Source organism: Kribbella sp. VKM Ac-2569 (genome assembly GCF_004216905.1).
Taxonomy (GTDB): Bacteria; Actinomycetota; Actinomycetes; order Propionibacteriales; family Kribbellaceae; genus Kribbella.
This window is the reverse complement of sequence record NZ_SGXJ01000002.1, coordinates 139239-155332: the sequence shown is the minus strand read 5'-3', so window position 1 is coordinate 155332 and position 16094 is coordinate 139239. Positions and strand designations below refer to the sequence as shown.

The 16094-nt window shown below is 67.3% G+C and carries 17 protein-coding genes; 5 read left to right on the top strand and 12 right to left on the bottom strand.

Annotation, left to right across the window (positions count from 1 at the left end; genetic code table 11):
* Positions 1 to 105 precede the first annotated feature (105 nt).
* Complete coding sequence (locus EV649_RS13690) at positions 106 to 1695, bottom strand: sodium:solute symporter (RefSeq protein ID WP_130385009.1); 1590 nt, start codon at positions 1693 to 1695, stop codon at positions 106 to 108.
* Positions 1696 to 1757: 62 nt separating this feature from the next.
* Entirely contained in the window at positions 1758 to 2051 is a 294-nt protein-coding gene (locus tag EV649_RS13685; RefSeq protein WP_130383827.1) for a DUF3311 domain-containing protein, read from the bottom strand.
* 80 nt (positions 2052 to 2131) lie between these two features.
* Between EV649_RS13685 and EV649_RS13680 the strand changes: the two genes are divergently transcribed.
* Entirely contained in the window at positions 2132 to 3100 is a 969-nt protein-coding gene (locus EV649_RS13680) for an endonuclease/exonuclease/phosphatase family protein (RefSeq protein WP_130383826.1), read from the top strand.
* On the opposite strand, the gene EV649_RS13675 is transcribed toward EV649_RS13680, so the two are convergent.
* Positions 3097 to 4002 carry a DUF2785 domain-containing protein gene (locus tag EV649_RS13675; protein ID WP_130383825.1) on the bottom strand — a complete coding sequence of 302 codons (906 nt, stop codon included), beginning with the start codon at positions 4000 to 4002 and terminating at the stop codon, positions 3097 to 3099. The genes EV649_RS13680 and EV649_RS13675 overlap by 4 nt on opposite strands.
* 104 nt (positions 4003 to 4106) lie before the next feature.
* On the opposite strand from EV649_RS13675, the gene EV649_RS13670 reads away from it, so the two are divergent.
* Together EV649_RS13670 and EV649_RS13665 are read left to right on the top strand one after the other, a co-directional pair.
* Complete coding sequence (locus EV649_RS13670; RefSeq protein ID WP_130383824.1) at positions 4107 to 5585, top strand: PAS domain-containing sensor histidine kinase; 1479 nt, start codon at positions 4107 to 4109, stop codon at positions 5583 to 5585.
* 131 nt (positions 5586 to 5716) lie between these two features.
* On the top strand, positions 5717 to 6544 hold the full coding sequence (locus EV649_RS13665; protein WP_130383823.1) for an SAM-dependent methyltransferase: 828 nt from the start codon (positions 5717 to 5719) through the stop codon (positions 6542 to 6544).
* A gap of 144 nt (positions 6545 to 6688) precedes the next feature.
* On the opposite strand, the gene EV649_RS13660 is transcribed toward EV649_RS13665, so the two are convergent.
* Complete coding sequence (locus tag EV649_RS13660; protein ID WP_130383822.1) at positions 6689 to 6940, bottom strand: WhiB family transcriptional regulator; 252 nt, start codon at positions 6938 to 6940, stop codon at positions 6689 to 6691.
* A 475-nt stretch (positions 6941 to 7415) separates the two neighbouring features.
* Here EV649_RS13660 and EV649_RS13655 point away from each other — a divergent pair, with 475 nt between their 5' ends.
* The gene (locus tag EV649_RS13655) at positions 7416 to 7751 is read left to right on the top strand and encodes a hypothetical protein (protein ID WP_130383821.1); all 336 of its coding nucleotides are present in this window, start codon (positions 7416 to 7418) and stop codon (positions 7749 to 7751) included.
* A gap of 5 nt (positions 7752 to 7756) precedes the next feature.
* On the opposite strand, the gene EV649_RS13650 is transcribed toward EV649_RS13655, so the two are convergent.
* The 8 genes from EV649_RS13650 to EV649_RS13615 form a co-directional block, all read right to left on the bottom strand.
* Positions 7757 to 8545, bottom strand: coding sequence for an RNA polymerase sigma factor SigF (locus EV649_RS13650; protein ID WP_130383820.1), 789 nt, complete (start codon positions 8543 to 8545; stop codon positions 7757 to 7759).
* On the bottom strand, positions 8542 to 8934 hold the full coding sequence (locus tag EV649_RS13645) for an anti-sigma regulatory factor (protein ID WP_130383819.1): 393 nt from the start codon (positions 8932 to 8934) through the stop codon (positions 8542 to 8544). Before EV649_RS13645 ends, EV649_RS13650 begins: the two co-directional genes overlap by 4 nt.
* A gap of 97 nt (positions 8935 to 9031) precedes the next feature.
* On the bottom strand, positions 9032 to 9850 hold the full coding sequence (locus tag EV649_RS13640; RefSeq protein WP_198682495.1) for an amino acid ABC transporter ATP-binding protein: 819 nt from the start codon (positions 9848 to 9850) through the stop codon (positions 9032 to 9034).
* Positions 9850 to 10818 (bottom strand): amino acid ABC transporter permease, encoded by a 969-nt coding sequence (locus tag EV649_RS13635; RefSeq protein ID WP_130383817.1) that lies wholly within the window; start codon positions 10816 to 10818, stop codon positions 9850 to 9852. Before EV649_RS13635 ends, EV649_RS13640 begins: the two co-directional genes overlap by 1 nt.
* 6 nt (positions 10819 to 10824) lie before the next feature.
* On the bottom strand, positions 10825 to 11727 hold the full coding sequence (locus EV649_RS13630) for an ABC transporter substrate-binding protein (RefSeq protein WP_130383816.1): 903 nt from the start codon (positions 11725 to 11727) through the stop codon (positions 10825 to 10827).
* A 258-nt stretch (positions 11728 to 11985) separates the two neighbouring features.
* Positions 11986 to 12741 carry an amino acid ABC transporter ATP-binding protein gene (locus EV649_RS13625; RefSeq protein ID WP_130383815.1) on the bottom strand — a complete coding sequence of 252 codons (756 nt, stop codon included), beginning with the start codon at positions 12739 to 12741 and terminating at the stop codon, positions 11986 to 11988.
* Positions 12741 to 13565, bottom strand: a complete 825-nt coding sequence (locus EV649_RS13620; protein WP_130383814.1) for an amino acid ABC transporter permease — start codon at positions 13563 to 13565, stop codon at positions 12741 to 12743. Before EV649_RS13620 ends, EV649_RS13625 begins: the two co-directional genes overlap by 1 nt.
* Positions 13562 to 14410 carry an ABC transporter substrate-binding protein gene (locus EV649_RS13615; RefSeq protein ID WP_130383813.1) on the bottom strand — a complete coding sequence of 283 codons (849 nt, stop codon included), beginning with the start codon at positions 14408 to 14410 and terminating at the stop codon, positions 13562 to 13564. Before EV649_RS13615 ends, EV649_RS13620 begins: the two co-directional genes overlap by 4 nt.
* A gap of 284 nt (positions 14411 to 14694) precedes the next feature.
* Here EV649_RS13615 and EV649_RS13610 point away from each other — a divergent pair, with 284 nt between their 5' ends.
* Positions 14695 to 15894: an NADP-dependent malic enzyme gene (locus EV649_RS13610; protein WP_130383812.1), complete on the top strand. Its 1200-nt coding sequence runs from the start codon at positions 14695 to 14697 to the stop codon at positions 15892 to 15894.
* Positions 15895 to 16094: the final 200 nt, after the last annotated feature.

Genomic DNA, 16094 nt, shown 5'->3' with positions numbered 1-16094 from the left:
GCCGAATCAACGGCCCGAAACCGGGCAAGCTGACCCCGCAGCGTGTCGATTTAACCGCAAAACGTAACGGCGGCCCGGAACCTCCGGGCCGCCGTCGCTAGTGCCTCAGGACTTGGCGGTTGCCGCCCCGCCGTCGTCGATGATCTCCGGCAGGTCTTTCACGCCCGGGTCGCCGCGGTCCGCGACGAAGTCGGTCGGGTGCGTGCTGTCCTTGCCGTCGGGCACGTTCAGCGCCCGGAACAGGAACGTCAGCGCGATCACGACGACCAGGTTCAGCACGAACGCGGTCAGCGCGATGTAGGCCGGCGTGGTGGTGCCCGGGATGTTCGCGATCGAACCACCGAAGTGCTTCTTGGTGACCGGGTTCACCACGTTGTACGCCGAGATGGTGCCGAACAGCATCGCCACCGCCCAGCCGGCCAGCAGTGCGTACCGGTGGAACCAGCGCGTGTACAGGCCGACCACGATCGCCGGGAAGGTCTGCAGGATCCAGATCCCGCCGAGCAGCTGCAGGTTCAGCGCGACCGTCTTGTCCATCGCGAGCACGAAGATCAGCGCGCCGAACTTCACCACCAGCGACGCCAGTTTCGAGACCTTGGCCTCCTGGGCCGGCGTGGCGTCCTTCTTGATGAAGTCGCGGTAGATATTGCGGGTGAACAGGTTGGCCGCCGCGATCGACATGATGGCCGCCGGCACCAGCGCGCCGACCGCGATCGCCGCGAACGCGATCCCCGCGAACCAGGACGGGAACTCCTGGTCGAACAGCCGCGGGATCGCCAGCTGCGGGTTCGCGAGGCCGTCGAGGCCCTTCACGTTGACGTTCGCCTTGATCGCCATGAAGCCGAGCAGGGCGAGCAGACCCAGCAGCAGTGAGTACGCCGGGAGCAGCGTCGCGTTCCGCCGTACGACGTTCCGCGTCTTGGTCGACAGCACCGCCGTCACCGAGTGCGGGTACATGAACAGCGCCATCGCGGATCCCAGCGCCAGCGTCCAGTACGACACGTAGCCGGCCTCGCCGGGGATGAACGCCCCGGTCGGCTTGCCGGTCGCCGGGTTCGGCTTGGCCAGCTTCTCCTGCGCCGCACCGAAGATCGAGTCCCAGCCGCCGAGCACGTGCGGCAGGTAGAAGATCGCGACCAGGATCACCAGGTAGATCAGGATGTCCTTGACGAACGCGATCATCGCCGGCGCGCGCAGACCGGAGGAGTACGTGTACGCCGCCAGCACCGCGAACGCGATCAGCAACGGCAGGTCCTTGGCGAGCGTGTTGTTGCCGCCCAGACCCATCGTCTCGAACACCGCCTGCATACCCACGAGCTGCAGCGCGATGTACGGCATCGTGGCAAGGATGCCCGTCACGGCCACGGCCAGTGACAGCGCCTTGCTGCCGTAGCGGCCACCGACGAAGTCAGCCGGCGTCACGTACCCGTGCCGGTGCGAGACCGACCACAGCCGCGCCATGAAGATGAACACGATCGGGTAGGCAACGATCGTGTAGGGCACCGCGAAGAAGCCGCTGATCGCACCGGTCGCGTACATGGCCGCGGGGACGGCGATGAACGTGTACGCCGTGTACAGGTCGCCGCCCAGCAGGAACCAGGTGATGAACGTGCCGAACCCGCGGCCGCCCAGACCCCACTCGTCGAGGTTGTCCAGTTGGCCGGTGCTCCGCCAGCGGGACGCCATGAAGCCCATCGCCGTGACCCCGGCGAAGATCACGACGACGATCGTCAGCTGCACCCAGTCGACCGTGGTGTTCACTGGTCACCCTCCTTCGCCGCGCCGTCCGCGCCGTCCGCGGCCTCAGGGTCACCAAGGCCCTGCGCCGCCCGCCGCCTGCGCTCCTCGGTGCGGAGCAGCTTGTAACTGATGCTGACCAGGATCGCGGAGAGGAAGACCCACATCAGCTGGTACCAGTAGAAGAACGGGAAACCCCACAGGTGCGGGTCCTTCTTGGCGTACGTCGACACCAGCAGGGGTACGACGACAGCTACCGCCAGAAGCAGACCGGAGATCCAGTACGCGGGTTTGACCGCGGACAATCGGGACACTGCAAACCTCCTCGGGACACAGGCGCAACGCAGAACGCTACCGTTCGACCGGAGCGGCCACTAGACCAACAGGTTGGTGCATGGATAACGAAAAGGCATGGTTCGTACGGCGCGTCGTGCTGTCCGTACTGTTCCTCGTCGTCGTTGCCGTGCCGCTGTATCCGGAGCTGTTCGGCCTGGACGAGGTGACGCCGTTCGCGCAGCTCGCCGCGTTCCGTCCACAGGGCCTGGTCGTCGTCCTGGCGCTGGCCCTGCTGATGCTGGTACGCCGGGGTTGGCGGATCGCCGCTGCGCTGATCGCCGTACTCGCGCTGATCGGTGCCGCGGTGACTGCCCCGCGGCAGTTCTCCGACGCGCGCCCGGCGCCGGCCGGGGCCCGGGTGCTGACGATCATGGTCGCCAATGTGCTGGGTGGTGGCGCCCGCGCCGCGGACGTCGCGCAGGTGATCCGGGACCGCAGGCCCGACCTGGTTTCGTTGCCGGAGGCACAAGTCGACGTCCGTGAGGAGATCCGGGCGCAGTTGCAGGACCAGCAGTACAAGGGGTTCACGGCCCAGCCGAGCCGGGCGGTCGAGAGCGCCACGAGTGTGCTGGTCTCCTCGTCACTCGGTGACGTCGCGTTCGCGTCCGAGGCCGGCACGGCGTTCGGCAACATCGTGGTGACGGGTGGGAACCTCGGCGCGGTCCGGCTGGTCGCGTACCACGGCTTCCCGCCGCTGCCGGACTCCGTCACCACCTGGAAGACCGATCTGCAGGCGGTACGCCGGTGGTGCGCGCAGGACCCGCCGACGGTCGTCGCAGGCGACTTCAACGCGACCCTCGACCACGCGGACTGCCGGCAGGCGCTGGGCGGTTACTGCCGCAGCGTCGGCCCGGCTGTGGGTGGTGGCCTGCGCGGCACCTGGCCCGCGGATCAGCCGGCCGTGCTGCGGACGCAGATCGACCATGTGGTGGTGTCGCGGCAGTTCGAGCCCGGCCGGTTCACGACGTACCCGATCGAGGGGACCGACCACCGGGCTGTCGTGGCAACTGCCGCCGTGGTGCCTTAAGAGGAACTTGTTGCAGGCCGGTAGATGTACGGCTGTGAGGACTGGACCGCTTCGGTCAGCATCAGCAGCAGGTCGGCGCGCGCCTCGATCGGGCGGCCGAAGAGGTCGTCGTCGCCCGGGATCGGAAAGCCCTTCACGCCGATCGCCAGCTGGCTGAGCAGGACGTGCAGGACGCCGCGAGCGTTGAACACGTTCGGTGTCGGCCATTCCGGCAGCGTCTCGTGCATCAACGGCTGCTCGGCCGCGGTCGCCGCGATCGGCTTCAGCCACCGCTCGAGCTCGTCGCTGGTCAGCATGTTCCGGTGCAGGACCGTCATCACCGCGTGTGCGACCCGGTCGTGCTCTTCGTGCACCCAGCGGTACGGCGTGTCCTTGACGATCCGGTCCGCGAGGACGTCGAGCAGCGCCCGCAGGACGCCGGCGTCGCAGTGCCTGGACCTTGCCAGCGCCCCGATGGCGTCGGCGCCGTGGGCAACGGCATGTGCCCAGCCGCAGTCCGTGACGTATCCGCGCAGGTCGCGCTCACGCAGCAGCCAGGTCGCCAGCCGGTCACCCCAGCGCATCACCACCTCGTCGTGCACCAGGAACTCGGCGTTGTCGCGGTGGATCACCTCCGCGAGCGTCAGCGCCGTGAACGAGCGCCGGAAGACCGTGTCGGTGCCGTCCTCACCGAGGCCGTAGTTCAGCCCGGCGCAGAGGCCGTCCCCGAACCCCGGAAGCAGGTCGTCGTACACCCCGCGCTCCAGCCAGGTGGCGAGCGTCGGGTAGGCCAGGGCATCACGGACCTGCGGGTTGGTGCTCGCCAGGCCGCGCACGAGCTCCTCGGTGAGTTCGGTCAGCGGACGGTCGTGCGGTACCGCGTAGTCCGCGGTCATCACGTCCTGCCAGTACGTCGACTCCACCCGAGCATCCTTTCATCTGTGCCTGATCAATCAACACCTACACCCGCCTTCTTGTCGAGCGGACCACCCGACGGGCTGGTATAAGGCGTCGGTAGCATCGGGTCGTGCCGTCTTTGACCGATGTGGCGCGCAACCACACCACGCTCGACCAGGCCGACCTGGATCGCCTGCAACTGCTCGTCTCGGACTGGCAGATGCTGGCCGACCTCTCGTTCGCCGACCTGGTGCTCTGGCTGCCGGACACCGAAGGACTGGGATTCTGGGCCGGGGCGCAGATGCGGCCGACGACCGGGCCCACGGCGTACCTCGACGACATCGTCGGCAGCTTCATCCCGCGCGGCCGCCGGCACCTGCTCGACCAGGCGTACGACGGCGGCCGGATCTGCCGCGAGGGCGACCCGGAATGGCGCGACGACGTACCCGTCCGCGTCGAGACGATCCCGGTACGCCGGGGCTCCCGGGTGATCGCGGTGATCGCCCGGAACACCAACCTGCTCGGTGTCCGCACCCCGTCCCGCCTGGAGATCGCGTACTTGCAGAGCGCGACGGACCTGGCCCGGATGATCACCGACGGCATCTTCCCGTACGGCGGGGAACGGCTGCTGTCCACGACGCCAAGGGTCGGTGACGGCTGCATCCGGGTCGATCGGCACGGGATGGTGACGTTCGCGAGTCCGAACGCGTTGTCGGCCTACCGCCGGATGGGCCTCGTCACCGATCTGGTCGGTTCGCGCCTGAAGGACGTGACCGCGGACCTGCTGCAGTCCGGGCACAAGGTCGACGACGTGCTGGCGTCCGTGGTCACCGGGCGCGCGGCCAAGGAGATCGAGATCGAGAACTCCGACGCCACGCTGTTCCTGCGCGCGATCCCGCTGCGGGCCGACGGACAGCACGTGGGGGCACTGATCCTGCTCCGGGACGTGACGGAGCTGCGGAGCCGGGAACGGGAGTTGGTCACCAAGGAGGCGACCATCCGGGAGATTCATCATCGCGTCAAGAACAACTTGCAGACGGTCGCCGCGTTACTCCGGATGCAGGCCCGACGGATCACCGTCCCGGAAGGACAGGTCGCGCTGGCCGAGGCGGTACGGCGGGTCGGGTCGATCGCGATCGTCCACGAGACGCTGTCGGAGTCGTTCGACGAGCACGTGGACTTCGACGACGTGGCCGACCGGGTCGGCGCCATGGTCGCGGACGTGTCGACGGTGGCGACCGCGGTGGAGACGCGGCGGAGCGGATCGTTCGGCGTACTGGACTCGGAGATCGCGACCCCGCTGGCGATGGTGCTGACCGAACTCATGCAGAACTCGGTGGAGCACGCGTTCGGGGCCCGCGACGGGGGAGCGGCGAGCGGGACGATCGAGCTCACCGCCGAACGCTCGGTCGGCCGGCTGCACATCGACGTGATCGACGACGGTTCCGGCCTGCCGGCGAACTTCGACTCCGAACTCTCCGGAAATCTGGGCCTGTCCATCGTCCGCACCCTGGTCATCGGCGAGCTGGACGGAACCCTCGTCTTCGGCAACCGCCACGACGGCCGCCCCGGCGCCCAAGTCACGCTGGACATCCCGGTCAAGGACTGATGCAGCTGACGAGATCGGTCACCTCGGAGAGCGATCGATTGATTGTCAGCGACTTGCTACGCAGTGTGTCCAGACGTCGACACCTGCCCCTACGATGACCTCAAGACTCCCCGACCAAGAAGGCTTTGCCGATGGCGACCTCAGACGCTCCGGATGCCACTCCGAGCTTCGACACTTCCCAACCGACCATCGCTCGCGTCTATGACGCTCTGCTCGGCGGCAAGGACAATTTCGCCGCTGACCGCGAAGGGGCGGCGCTGTACCTGCAGTACGTGCCGGACGCCGGCCGATGCGCGACCGAGAACCGCGAGGCGCTGGTGAAGGGCGTGCACTACCTCGCCCGCGCGGCGGGGATCGACCAGTTCCTCGACATCGGCAGCGGTCTGCCGACGCAGAAGAACACCCACGAGGCGGCGCAGGAGATCAATGCGGCCGCCAGGGTGGTGTATGTCGACGTCGACCCGATCGTGCTCGCGCACGGCCAGGCCCTGCTGGCCACCAACGACAGCACCATCGTGGTCACCGCCGACCTTCGCGAGCCGCAGACGATCCTCGACAACGAGCAGATCAGGCAGCACCTGGACTTCGGCCGCCCGATCGCGCTGATGATCGTCGGCATCCACATGCACTTCCACGACGACGAGAAGCCGGACGAGTGGGTCCGCACCCTGGTGGACGCGCTCGCACCTGGTAGCTACCTGTTCATCACCGACTTCGTCGACACCGGCGAGCCGCTGCAGAAGAACATGGAGCGCGCCGGTCTGGAAAGCCTCGGCAACGGCTGGATCCGGACCCCTGAGCGGATCGAGCAGCACTTCCTCGGACTGCCGCTGGTACCTCCGGGTCTGGATTTCCTCGCCCGCTGGTTCCCGGAGGAACCGGACGCCGACGTTCCGGACGCGGCGGAGCTGCAGCCGTGGCAGCGGATCCTGATGGCAGGCATCGCGAAGAAAGGCTGACCATCTTTCGAGCCGTGCTGCGCTGAGAGTCGGCCGGCAGGCCATCCTGACCGGTCCGGACCCGGTGCGTTCGCTGTCCCGTGACGGCCCGGGAAACACAAAGGCCCCGCGGTACATTCCGCGGGGCCTCGAAGGAGGACTTGCTCAAGCGGTACGGATGCGCTGGCGGGCGTTGCGGCGCTTGAGAGCGCGACGCTCGTCCTCGCTCAGACCGCCCCAGACACCGTGGTCCTGGCCGGCTTCGAGAGCCCACGCCAGGCACTGCTCACGCACGTCGCAGCGTCGGCACACCTGCTTGGCCTCTTCGATCTGCATGATCGCCGGCCCGGTGTTACCGATGGGGAAGAACAGTTCCGGGTCCTCGTCGAGGCATACGGCCCGGTGGCGCCAATCCATGGCGGATCCCATCTCTCTCAGTAGTTGACGTATGCTGCCGGTTAGGTCTGTACCCGAACAGCGGTGCTGTACTCGTCGGTTCGTGTGGCACGGGAGGTTGGTGCCGCGTCTGTTGTGAACGCATTCACGAACGAGACCATGTTCCCAATCTTGAGGGACCGAAACAAGGGTTATGCAGTTGTCGATCCGATCACAACGCTTCCTTAACACTTCGAACTGGAACGCGGCGGTTCTCTCCATCCGGTTATCGGACGAAGCAGCCCTTCCGCAAGCACCCGTTCACTGCAAGTAACCGTTGCAACCTTCTTTTGGTTACGCACAACCTCAAATCCCTGTGGGGCTGGGGTTGGCGAACCTCTCGAGGACCGCGTACCGAACCGGGCACTAAGCTGGCGAAGTGCCGACCGACTCCCCAGTTGCCGCCGTCCCGAGACCGCTCAAATTAGCCGCGGCAGTGGTCGCTGTGGAAGGGCTTGTGCTCATCGTTCTCGGAATTGCCGAAGCCTTGACGATTCACAGCTCCCGGCTGGTGCTCGGCCTGACCACGACCGCCTTCTTCATCCTGTACGGCGCCGGGCTCGGTTTCGTCGCCGTACGGGGCCTCTGGAAGGCCAGGCGCTGGAGCCGCGGGCCGACGGTGTTCACGCAGTTGATCCAGCTCCTGGTCGCGTACAGCGTCTGGAACGGCGGCGCGCGGACGATCGCTGTCGTGCTCGCCGTACTCGCCTTGGTGATCCTGGTCTGCATGTTCCAGAAGGCCTCCACCGAGGCGCTGATCGGTGGTGGCTCCAACGATCACCCGGTGCTTTAGGCCCTTTACTCCTTGAGCAGGCCGGCCCGGAGTTCGGTCAGCGTCCGGGCGAGCAGCCGGGAGACGTGCATCTGCGAGATCCCGATCTCCTCGGCGATCTGGGACTGCGTCATCCCGCGGAAGAACCGCAGCGTCAGGATCCGCTTCTCCCGGGTGTCGAGCTGTGCCAGCAGCGGTTTCAGCGACTCCCGGTACTCCACACTCTCCAGCGCCTCGTCCTCGCCCCCGAGGCCGTCCAGGACCGTGGTCGCATCCGTCTCGTTCTGATCGGGAGCGTCCAGAGACAAGGTGTTGTAAGCGTTCGCGGACTCCAGGCCCTCGATCACCAGGTCCGGTGAGAGCCCGAGCCGCTCCGACAGTTCGGCCACCGTCGGCGCCCGGCCGAGCTCTTGCGTCAGCTCCGCGGTCGCCGCGGTCAGCGACAACCGCAGCTCCTGCAGCCGTCGCGGCACCCGGATCGCCCAGCCCTTGTCCCGGAAGTACCGCTTGATCTCGCCGAGGATCGTCGGGGTCGCGTACGTCGAGAACTCGACGCCCCGGTCCGAGTCGAACCGGTCGATCGCCTTGATCAGCCCGATCGTGGCGACCTGTACGAGGTCGTCGTATGGCTCGCCCCGGTTGCGGAACCGGCGCGCCAGGTGCTCCACCAGCGGCATGTGCAGCGCGACCAGGCCCTCGCGAGCCCCGGCGTACCCCGGATCTCCCTGACCGGCCGCCATCTGCCGGAAGAACGCGGCCGTCCGGGTCCGCAGATCCGGGGACTCCTGAGTTTCCGGGCCGCGCTCGTCAGTCACGCGCTCTCCGTGGCGGTCGCGGTGGCCGTCACGGTGATGGTCAGACGGCCGTCGACGGTCTCTGCGGCGGCCGTCTCCACCAGCGCCGTCAGCACCGTCCAGCCGAAGGAGGTGGTGTCGGGCTGCCAGCCGTTGGGTACGACGGCACTCGTCCGCACCGTCAACTGCGGCGGAGCGATCTCGAAGACGCACTCCAGCACGCCATCGGCCGACTGTGGCAGCAACAGCGCGCACGCCTCGTCGACCGCGATCCGCAGGTCGTCGATCGCGTCCAGCGTGAAGTCGTTCCGAGCCGCGAGGTTCCCCACCACCGACCGCGGTACGGCGATGTAGGCACTGTCCGCCGGGATACTCAGGCGGACCTCGGCGGCTCGTCCCGTGCTGCTCACATCGTCTCCCTCGTATCGACCCACCACGCCGTACATCATCCAACCTCAACGAGCTTGATGCACGGCCAACGGCCCCGACCCGCGGAAATCCCTGGAATCAGGGGTGTTCGTGGGCCGAACGGAGCCGTGTCAGGAAGGTTTTCGTGCGCTGGTGCTGCGGGTTGCCGAGCACGTCGCGCGGCGGCCCGGACTCGACCACCACACCGCCGTCCATGAAGACGACCGTGTCGGCGACTTCCCGGGCGAACTCCATCTCGTGCGTCACCACGATCATCGTCATCCCGTCCTCGGCCAGCTCGCGCATGACGGCGAGCACCTCGCCGACCAGTTCGGGGTCGAGGGCCGACGTCGGCTCGTCGAACAGCATCAGCTTCGGCTGCATCGCCAGCGCACGGGCGATCGCGACCCGCTGCTGCTGACCACCGGACAGCTGCGCCGGGTACGACGTACAGCGGTCGCCCAGCCCGACCCGGTCGAGCAGCTCCTGGGCCCGGGCCCGAGCGGGCTTCCTCGACTCACCCCGGACCTGGATCGGCGCCTCGGCGACGTTCTCGATGGCGGTCTTGTGCGGGAACAGGTTGAACCGCTGGAAGACCATCCCGATCTCGCGCCGCTGCGCCGCGATCTCCTTGTTCTTCAGGCGGTACAGCTTCCCGTCGCGGTCGACGTACCCCATCAGGTCGCCATCCACCCAGATCCGGCCGCCGTCGATCGTCTCGAGCTGGTTGATGCACCGCAGGAACGTGGTTTTGCCCGATCCCGACGGGCCGAGCAGACAGACCACCTGACCGCGGTCCACGTCCAGGTCGATGCCCTTGAGCACCTCGTTGTGGTGGAAGGACTTGGTCACGTTCACGGCGTGCACCAACGGTTGCGCCAACGGCTCGGCCGGCTCAGCGGCTGCTGCGGCAGTCATCATGCACCTCCCGCGCCGGCCGGGCGAGCGGCCCGCGGCGCCTGTGTTCCGAAGCCCCGCCCGAAGTGCCGTTCGAGGAAGTACTGCCCGACCATCAGCACACTCGTCGCGGCCAGGTAGTACAGCGTCGCCGCGACCGCGATCGGGAACGTCTTGTAGTACGTGCTCCCGATCGACTGCAGCTGGTAGAACAGCTCGCCCAGGACCGGGACCGCCAGCAGCAGCGAGGTGTCCTTCAGCATCGCGATGGTCTCGTTTCCGGTCGGCGGGACGATGACCCGCATCGCCTGCGGCAGGACGACGCGGCGCATCACCTTGCCGCTGCTCATCCCGAGCGCCTGGGCGGCCTCGGCCTGGCCCTTGTCGACGCTGAGAATGCCGGCCCGGGCGATCTCGGCCATGTACGCCGCCTCCGACAGCCCGAGCCCGATCACACCCGCGATCATGCCGGTGAAGATCTGGTTCGGGTCCAGATTGAGGAACCGCCAGTCGCCGGACAGCCCGAGCCATTCGATGATCTTCCAGTCGAACGGGACACCGATGTTCAGCCCGCCGATGTCCTTGAACAGGATCCCGAGCGTGCCCATGGTGAACAACAGGATGTAGCGCGGGATGGCGCGGAAGAACCAGGTGAAGACCCAGGCCACGCCGGACAGGATCGGATTGTCGGACAGCCGCATCACGGCGAGGATCACGCCGCCGACCACGCCGACCACCATCGACAGCACGGTGACCAGCAGGGTGCCCTTCAGGAAGCCGTTGATCACCGGCTGCTGGTTCATCGCCTGGAAGACGAAGTCCCAGTCGAACGCCTTGTTGGTCAGCAGCAGGTGCACCAGCATGGCGACCAGCACGGCGATGATCGCGATCGCGACCCACCGGCCGGGATGCCGGACCGGCACGGCCTTGATCGCGCCCGGCCGATCGTCAGCCGATGCGGCCGGGCGGGTTTCGTTGTCGCTGCTCATGTCAGATCACGGGTTGACGGCGAAGTCGGTGATCGCACCCGACTCGTTGTTCCACTTGGCCAGCGTGGACTTGTACGTGCCTTCGGTGTTCAGCGACTTCAGCGCCTCGGTGATCGCCTGCGCGAACGCGGTCTCCGCCTTCGGGACGACATAGCCGTACGGCGCGGCGTCGTAGATCTCACCGAGCTGCTCGAGTTGGCCGTTGGTCTGCTTGATCGCGTACAGCACCACAGGAGAGTCGGCCAGCATCGCGTCGGCCTTGCCACCGACCAGGTCCGAGGTGGCCTGGTCCTGCTTCTCCCGGACCACCAGCTTGATCTCGGGCTTGCCGGCGGCCTTGCACTTGGCCTGCCGCTTCGGCATGTCGTCCTCGAGTTGCGTCGTACCCTTCTGCACCGCGATGGTCTTGCCGCACGCGTCCTCGGGGTTCACGCCCTTCGGGTTGCCCTTGGCGGTCGCCCACAGCGTGCCGGCGTTGAAGTAGCTGACCATGTTGACCTGCGCCTTGCGCTTGTCGTTGATCGTGAACGACGAGATGCCCATGTCGTACTTGCCGCCCTGGACACCGGTGATGATGGTGTCGAAGCCGGCCGGCTGCCAGTCGACCGTGACGCCGAACTTCTGCGCGACCGCGTTGAACAGGTCGACGTCCATGCCGACGACGGTCTTGCCGCCCTGCAGGAACTCGTTCGGCGGGTAGCTGGCGTCCACGCCGACGACGATCTTCCCGGCCGACTTGATCTTCGCCGGAAGGGATCCGCTCAGGTCCGGCCCACTGCTCGACGGTGCGCTGGAGGGGGCGCTCGACGGTGAGGTGGACGAGCCACCTTCGAGAGAGTTCGAGCCGCAACCGGCGGCCGCCAGAACCAGGACACCGGACAGCGCCAGGGTCCTCCGCAGGACAGACATCTAGTCCTCCAAAACCGGGCACCGGTCGGCCCGGTGCCATGTGTCCGCATCTTGACACAGCGACCTACGGACAGCGCACGGACCATCCCCGAACAGAGACCGATTCGTAGCTTCCCCGGCGTGACGCTGCGTGTCCGGCGATCACCCGCACACGCAGCGTGACCCCCTCACCCCAACTTTGAGAAGCCACCAACCAAAATCGCGCCGCGAAAATGGTCGGTGGCTTCTCAAAGTTGCCCTCGGGAGGGGCGGGGAGGGTTAGGGGGTGGGTTCGACGTGGGTGGGGTCGAGGACTCGGCGGAGGAAGGTGCGGGTGCGGTCCTCCTTGGGGTTGCCGATGACCTCGGCGGGCGGGCCCTGCTCGACGATGACGCCGCCGTCCATGAACACCACCCGGTCCGCGACCTCGCGCGCGAACGCCATCTCGTGGGTGACGACGAGCATCGTCATACCGTCGAGCGCGAGCTTGCGCATCACCGTCAGCACGTCGCCGACGAGTTCCGGGTCGAGCGCGGACGTCGGCTCGTCGAACAGCATCAGCGCCGGGTCCATCGACAGCGCGCGGGCGATCGCCACCCGCTGCTGCTGGCCGCCGGACAGCTGCATGGGATAGGCGGTCACCTTGTCGCTCAGGCCGACTCGATCCAGGGTGTCCCGGGCGATCTGCTCCGCCTCGGCCTTGCTGCGCTTCAGTACGGTCGTCTGCGCCACCGTGCAGTTGTCCAGCACCGACAGATGCGGGAACAGGTTGAACTGCTGGAACACCATCCCGATCTGCTGCCGGGCGGAGTCCAGGTGGCAGTCCCGGTCGGTGATGTCCTCACCACGGACGAAGACCTGGCCCTCCTGCGGTACCTCGAGCAGGTTGACGCAACGCAGCAGGGTCGACTTGCCCGAGCCGGACGGCCCGATCACGCAGACCACCTCGCCCTGCTCGACGGTGAAGTCGATACCGCGCAGGACGTGGTTGCTGCCGAACGACTTGTGCAGGTTCTGGATCTCCACCAGTGCCATCAGTGTGCCCTCGCAGCCTTGGCCTCCAGCCAGCGGACCAGCAGGCCGAGCGGCAGGGTGATGACCAGATAGCAGAAGCCGGCGGTGACGAGCGGGGTCAGGTTCGACTCGGTGTTGGCCAGGTCGCGGCCGAAACCGGTCAGCTCGTACGCCGCCGCGGAGGTGCCGATGATGAAGACCAGCGACGAGTCCTTCACCAGCAGGATCAGGTCGTTGGCCAGGGGCGGCAGCACGATCCGGAACGCCTGTGGCAGCACGATCTTGCGGGTCGCGACACCGACCGGCATGCCGAGCGACCGGGCGGCCTCGATCTGCCCCTTCGGAACCGCCTGGATGCCGGCCCGGATCACCTCGGCCATGTAGGCGGCGGCGACGATGCCGAGCGCCAGCCAGACGGTGCCGTAGGGGTCGAGCGGGATGACCAGGTCGGCGAACGCCAGCGGCAGCAGGCTGAACGCCACGAACACGACGATCGCCGGCAGCCCCCGGAAGAACTCGATATAAGCCGTCGCGATCCAGCGGTACGGCGCGACCGGGCTGAGCCGCATCAACGCCAGCAGGGTGCCGCCGACCAAGCCGATGACGAAGGCCCCGGCCGTGTACTCGATGGTCTTCAGGAACGCTCCGGGCAGTCCGCTGGTGAACGCGGACTTCACGAACTCCGGTTTGAAGAAGACGTTCGCGATCTGGCTCCAGTTGGCCGTGAAGGCCGCCACCACGACGATGACGACCAGGACGGCGTACTGGATGCCGCGAGAGCGCTGGGCCCGTTGCCGCGGGCTGAGCCCGCGGCGCTTCTCGACTACCGCGTCGGAGACCGTCACTTCTTCGGCTCCACCCCGAACCACTTCTTGAAGATCTGGTTGTAGGTGCCGTCGGCCTTGGCCTTGGCCAGCAGTTCGTTGAACTTGGTCAGCAGCTTGGTGCCGCTGGGGTCGTCCTTCTTGGCCGCGAAGCCGTACTGCTCGCCGGTGTTGAACTCGGCCGTCACCTCGGTGTCCGGGTTCCCCTGGACGAAGTTGTACAGCGCGCCGTTGTCGTTGATGGCGGCGTCGACGCGGCCCGACTTGACGTTGTTGGTCTGCAGGGCGAGATCGTTGAACACCACGACCTCGAAGCCGATCTTCTTCGACGCCGCGTCGGCGTAGTCCTTGCCCGTGGTGTCGGCCTGGACGCCGACCTTCTTGCCCTTCAGGTCCTCGAGCGACTTGTACGGCGCACCCTTCTTCACCAGCAGCACCTGGGTCGCGTCCATGTACGGGTCGCTGATCCCGATCGCGGCCTTGCGCGACGCGTTGATCGTCATCGCGCCCATGCCCATGTCGCACTTCTTGGCCTGGTAGGCGGCACCGGATGTGACCTGGGCCCACTCGATGCTGATCACTTCCTGCTCGATGCCGAGGTCCTTGGCGAGCAGGTCGAGCAGGTCGACGTCGAAGCCGACCACCTTGGTGCCCTCCTTGTACTCGAAGGGCTTGTACGACAGGTGCGTGCAGACCGTGAGCTTGCCGGGCTTCACCAAGGTGATGCCGGCGGCTTTCACTTTGTCCTCGCCTCCTCCGCCGCTGTCCGAGTCGTTGCCGCAGGCCGATAGCGCGAGCGCGAACACCGCCACCGATGCAGCGGCGACAGTCAGGCGACTCTTGCGGAGGGTGGAGACGATGTTCATCGCTGGTACTCCTCGACACTGGTTGTGGAACGCCCGCCCGGACGGTACCCAAGGCTGGATTCCCGCATCCTGACACAGCAAACAACCGCGTGTCGGCTGTCGACTCCCGACGAGACTCGATCGTCACCGTCGCGGGCTCCTGTGGTGGCCCTCACAGAGCAGACCAGTGGGCCTGTGGTTTACTCGACAGACGGGTGACCCCCTGGCAACGGCGACGTTCGACGCACCCTCATCGGACGCCCACTACCTCACGTTCCGCTCGATTTACCCCGAAGGGTCCCCGCATGGTCGCCCAGGCTGTTGAGCCCACTATTCCCTCCGATCAGTACGCCGGTGACGCCGTTTTCGAACTGCATCGCGGCGGCAAGATCGAGGTCACGTCCTCGATCCACGTCAAGGATGCCGACGACCTGTCGAAGGCGTACACCCCCGGCGTCGCCCGGGTCTGCACCGCGATCGCCGAAGACCCGTCGCTGGTCCGGCGCTACACCTGGAAGTCGAACGTGGTCGCGGTCGTCACCGACGGCACCGCGGTCCTCGGCCTCGGCGACATCGGCCCGGCCGCGTCGCTGCCGGTGATGGAGGGCAAGGCGCTGCTGTTCAAGGAGTTCGGCGGCGTCGACTCGGTGCCGATCGCGCTGGACTGCACCGACGTGGACGAGTTCGTCGACACGGTCGCGCGGATGGCGCCGTCGTTCGGCGGGATCAACCTGGAGGACATCTCCGCGCCGCGCTGCTTCGAGATCGAGCGCCGGCTGAAGGAGCGGCTGGACATCCCGGTCTTCCACGACGACCAGCACGGTACGGCGGTCGTCGTACTCGCCGCGCTCCGCAACGCGTTGCGAGTCACGGGCAAGTCGATCGAGGACATCCGCGTGGTGATCTCCGGTGCGGGTGCGGCCGGGGTCGCGTGTGCCCGGATCCTTCTGCAGGCAGGGGTCGGCGACCTCGCGGTCGTCGACAGCAAGGGTGTGCTGCACGAGGACCGTGCCGACCTGAACCCGGTGAAGCTGTCGCTCGCCCGGGACACCAACACCGGCGGGATCTCCGGCCGGCTGGTCGACGCGCTCGCGGGCGCGGACCTGTTCCTCGGCGTCTCCGGCGGGACCGTCCCGGAGGAGGCCGTCGCGCAGATGGCCGACAACGCGATGATCTTCGCGCTGGCCAACCCGAACCCCGAGGTTCACCCGGACATCGCCCACCGGCACGCTGCCGTGGTCGCCACCGGCCGCTCCGACTTCCCGAACCAGATCAACAACGTCCTGGCCTTCCCCGGCATCTTCCGCGGCGCCTTCGACGCGAACGCCTCCCGCATCACCGAAGGCATGAAACTCGCCGCCGCCGACGCCCTGGCAAGCCTGATCTCGGAGTTGGACCTCCGCCCCGACTACATCATCCCGTCCCCCTTCGACGAGCGCGTCGCCCCAGCGGTCTCCGCCGCGGTAGCCAGCGCCGCCCAAGCCGACGGCGTAGCCCGCGACTGACTGACCCGCCCCAAACCAGTTCGGGGAGCATCGCCCGCCCGATCCGGGCAGGCAGCCTCCCCGAACTGGTTTGGGGGGAATCGCCCGCCCGATCCGGGCAGGCAGCCTCCCCGAACTGGTTTGGGGCGTCAGCGCCCCCCACGGCGGTGCGAGGTGGGGGTGAGGTGGGGGTGAGGTCGGTTACTGATGGGAGAAGGACC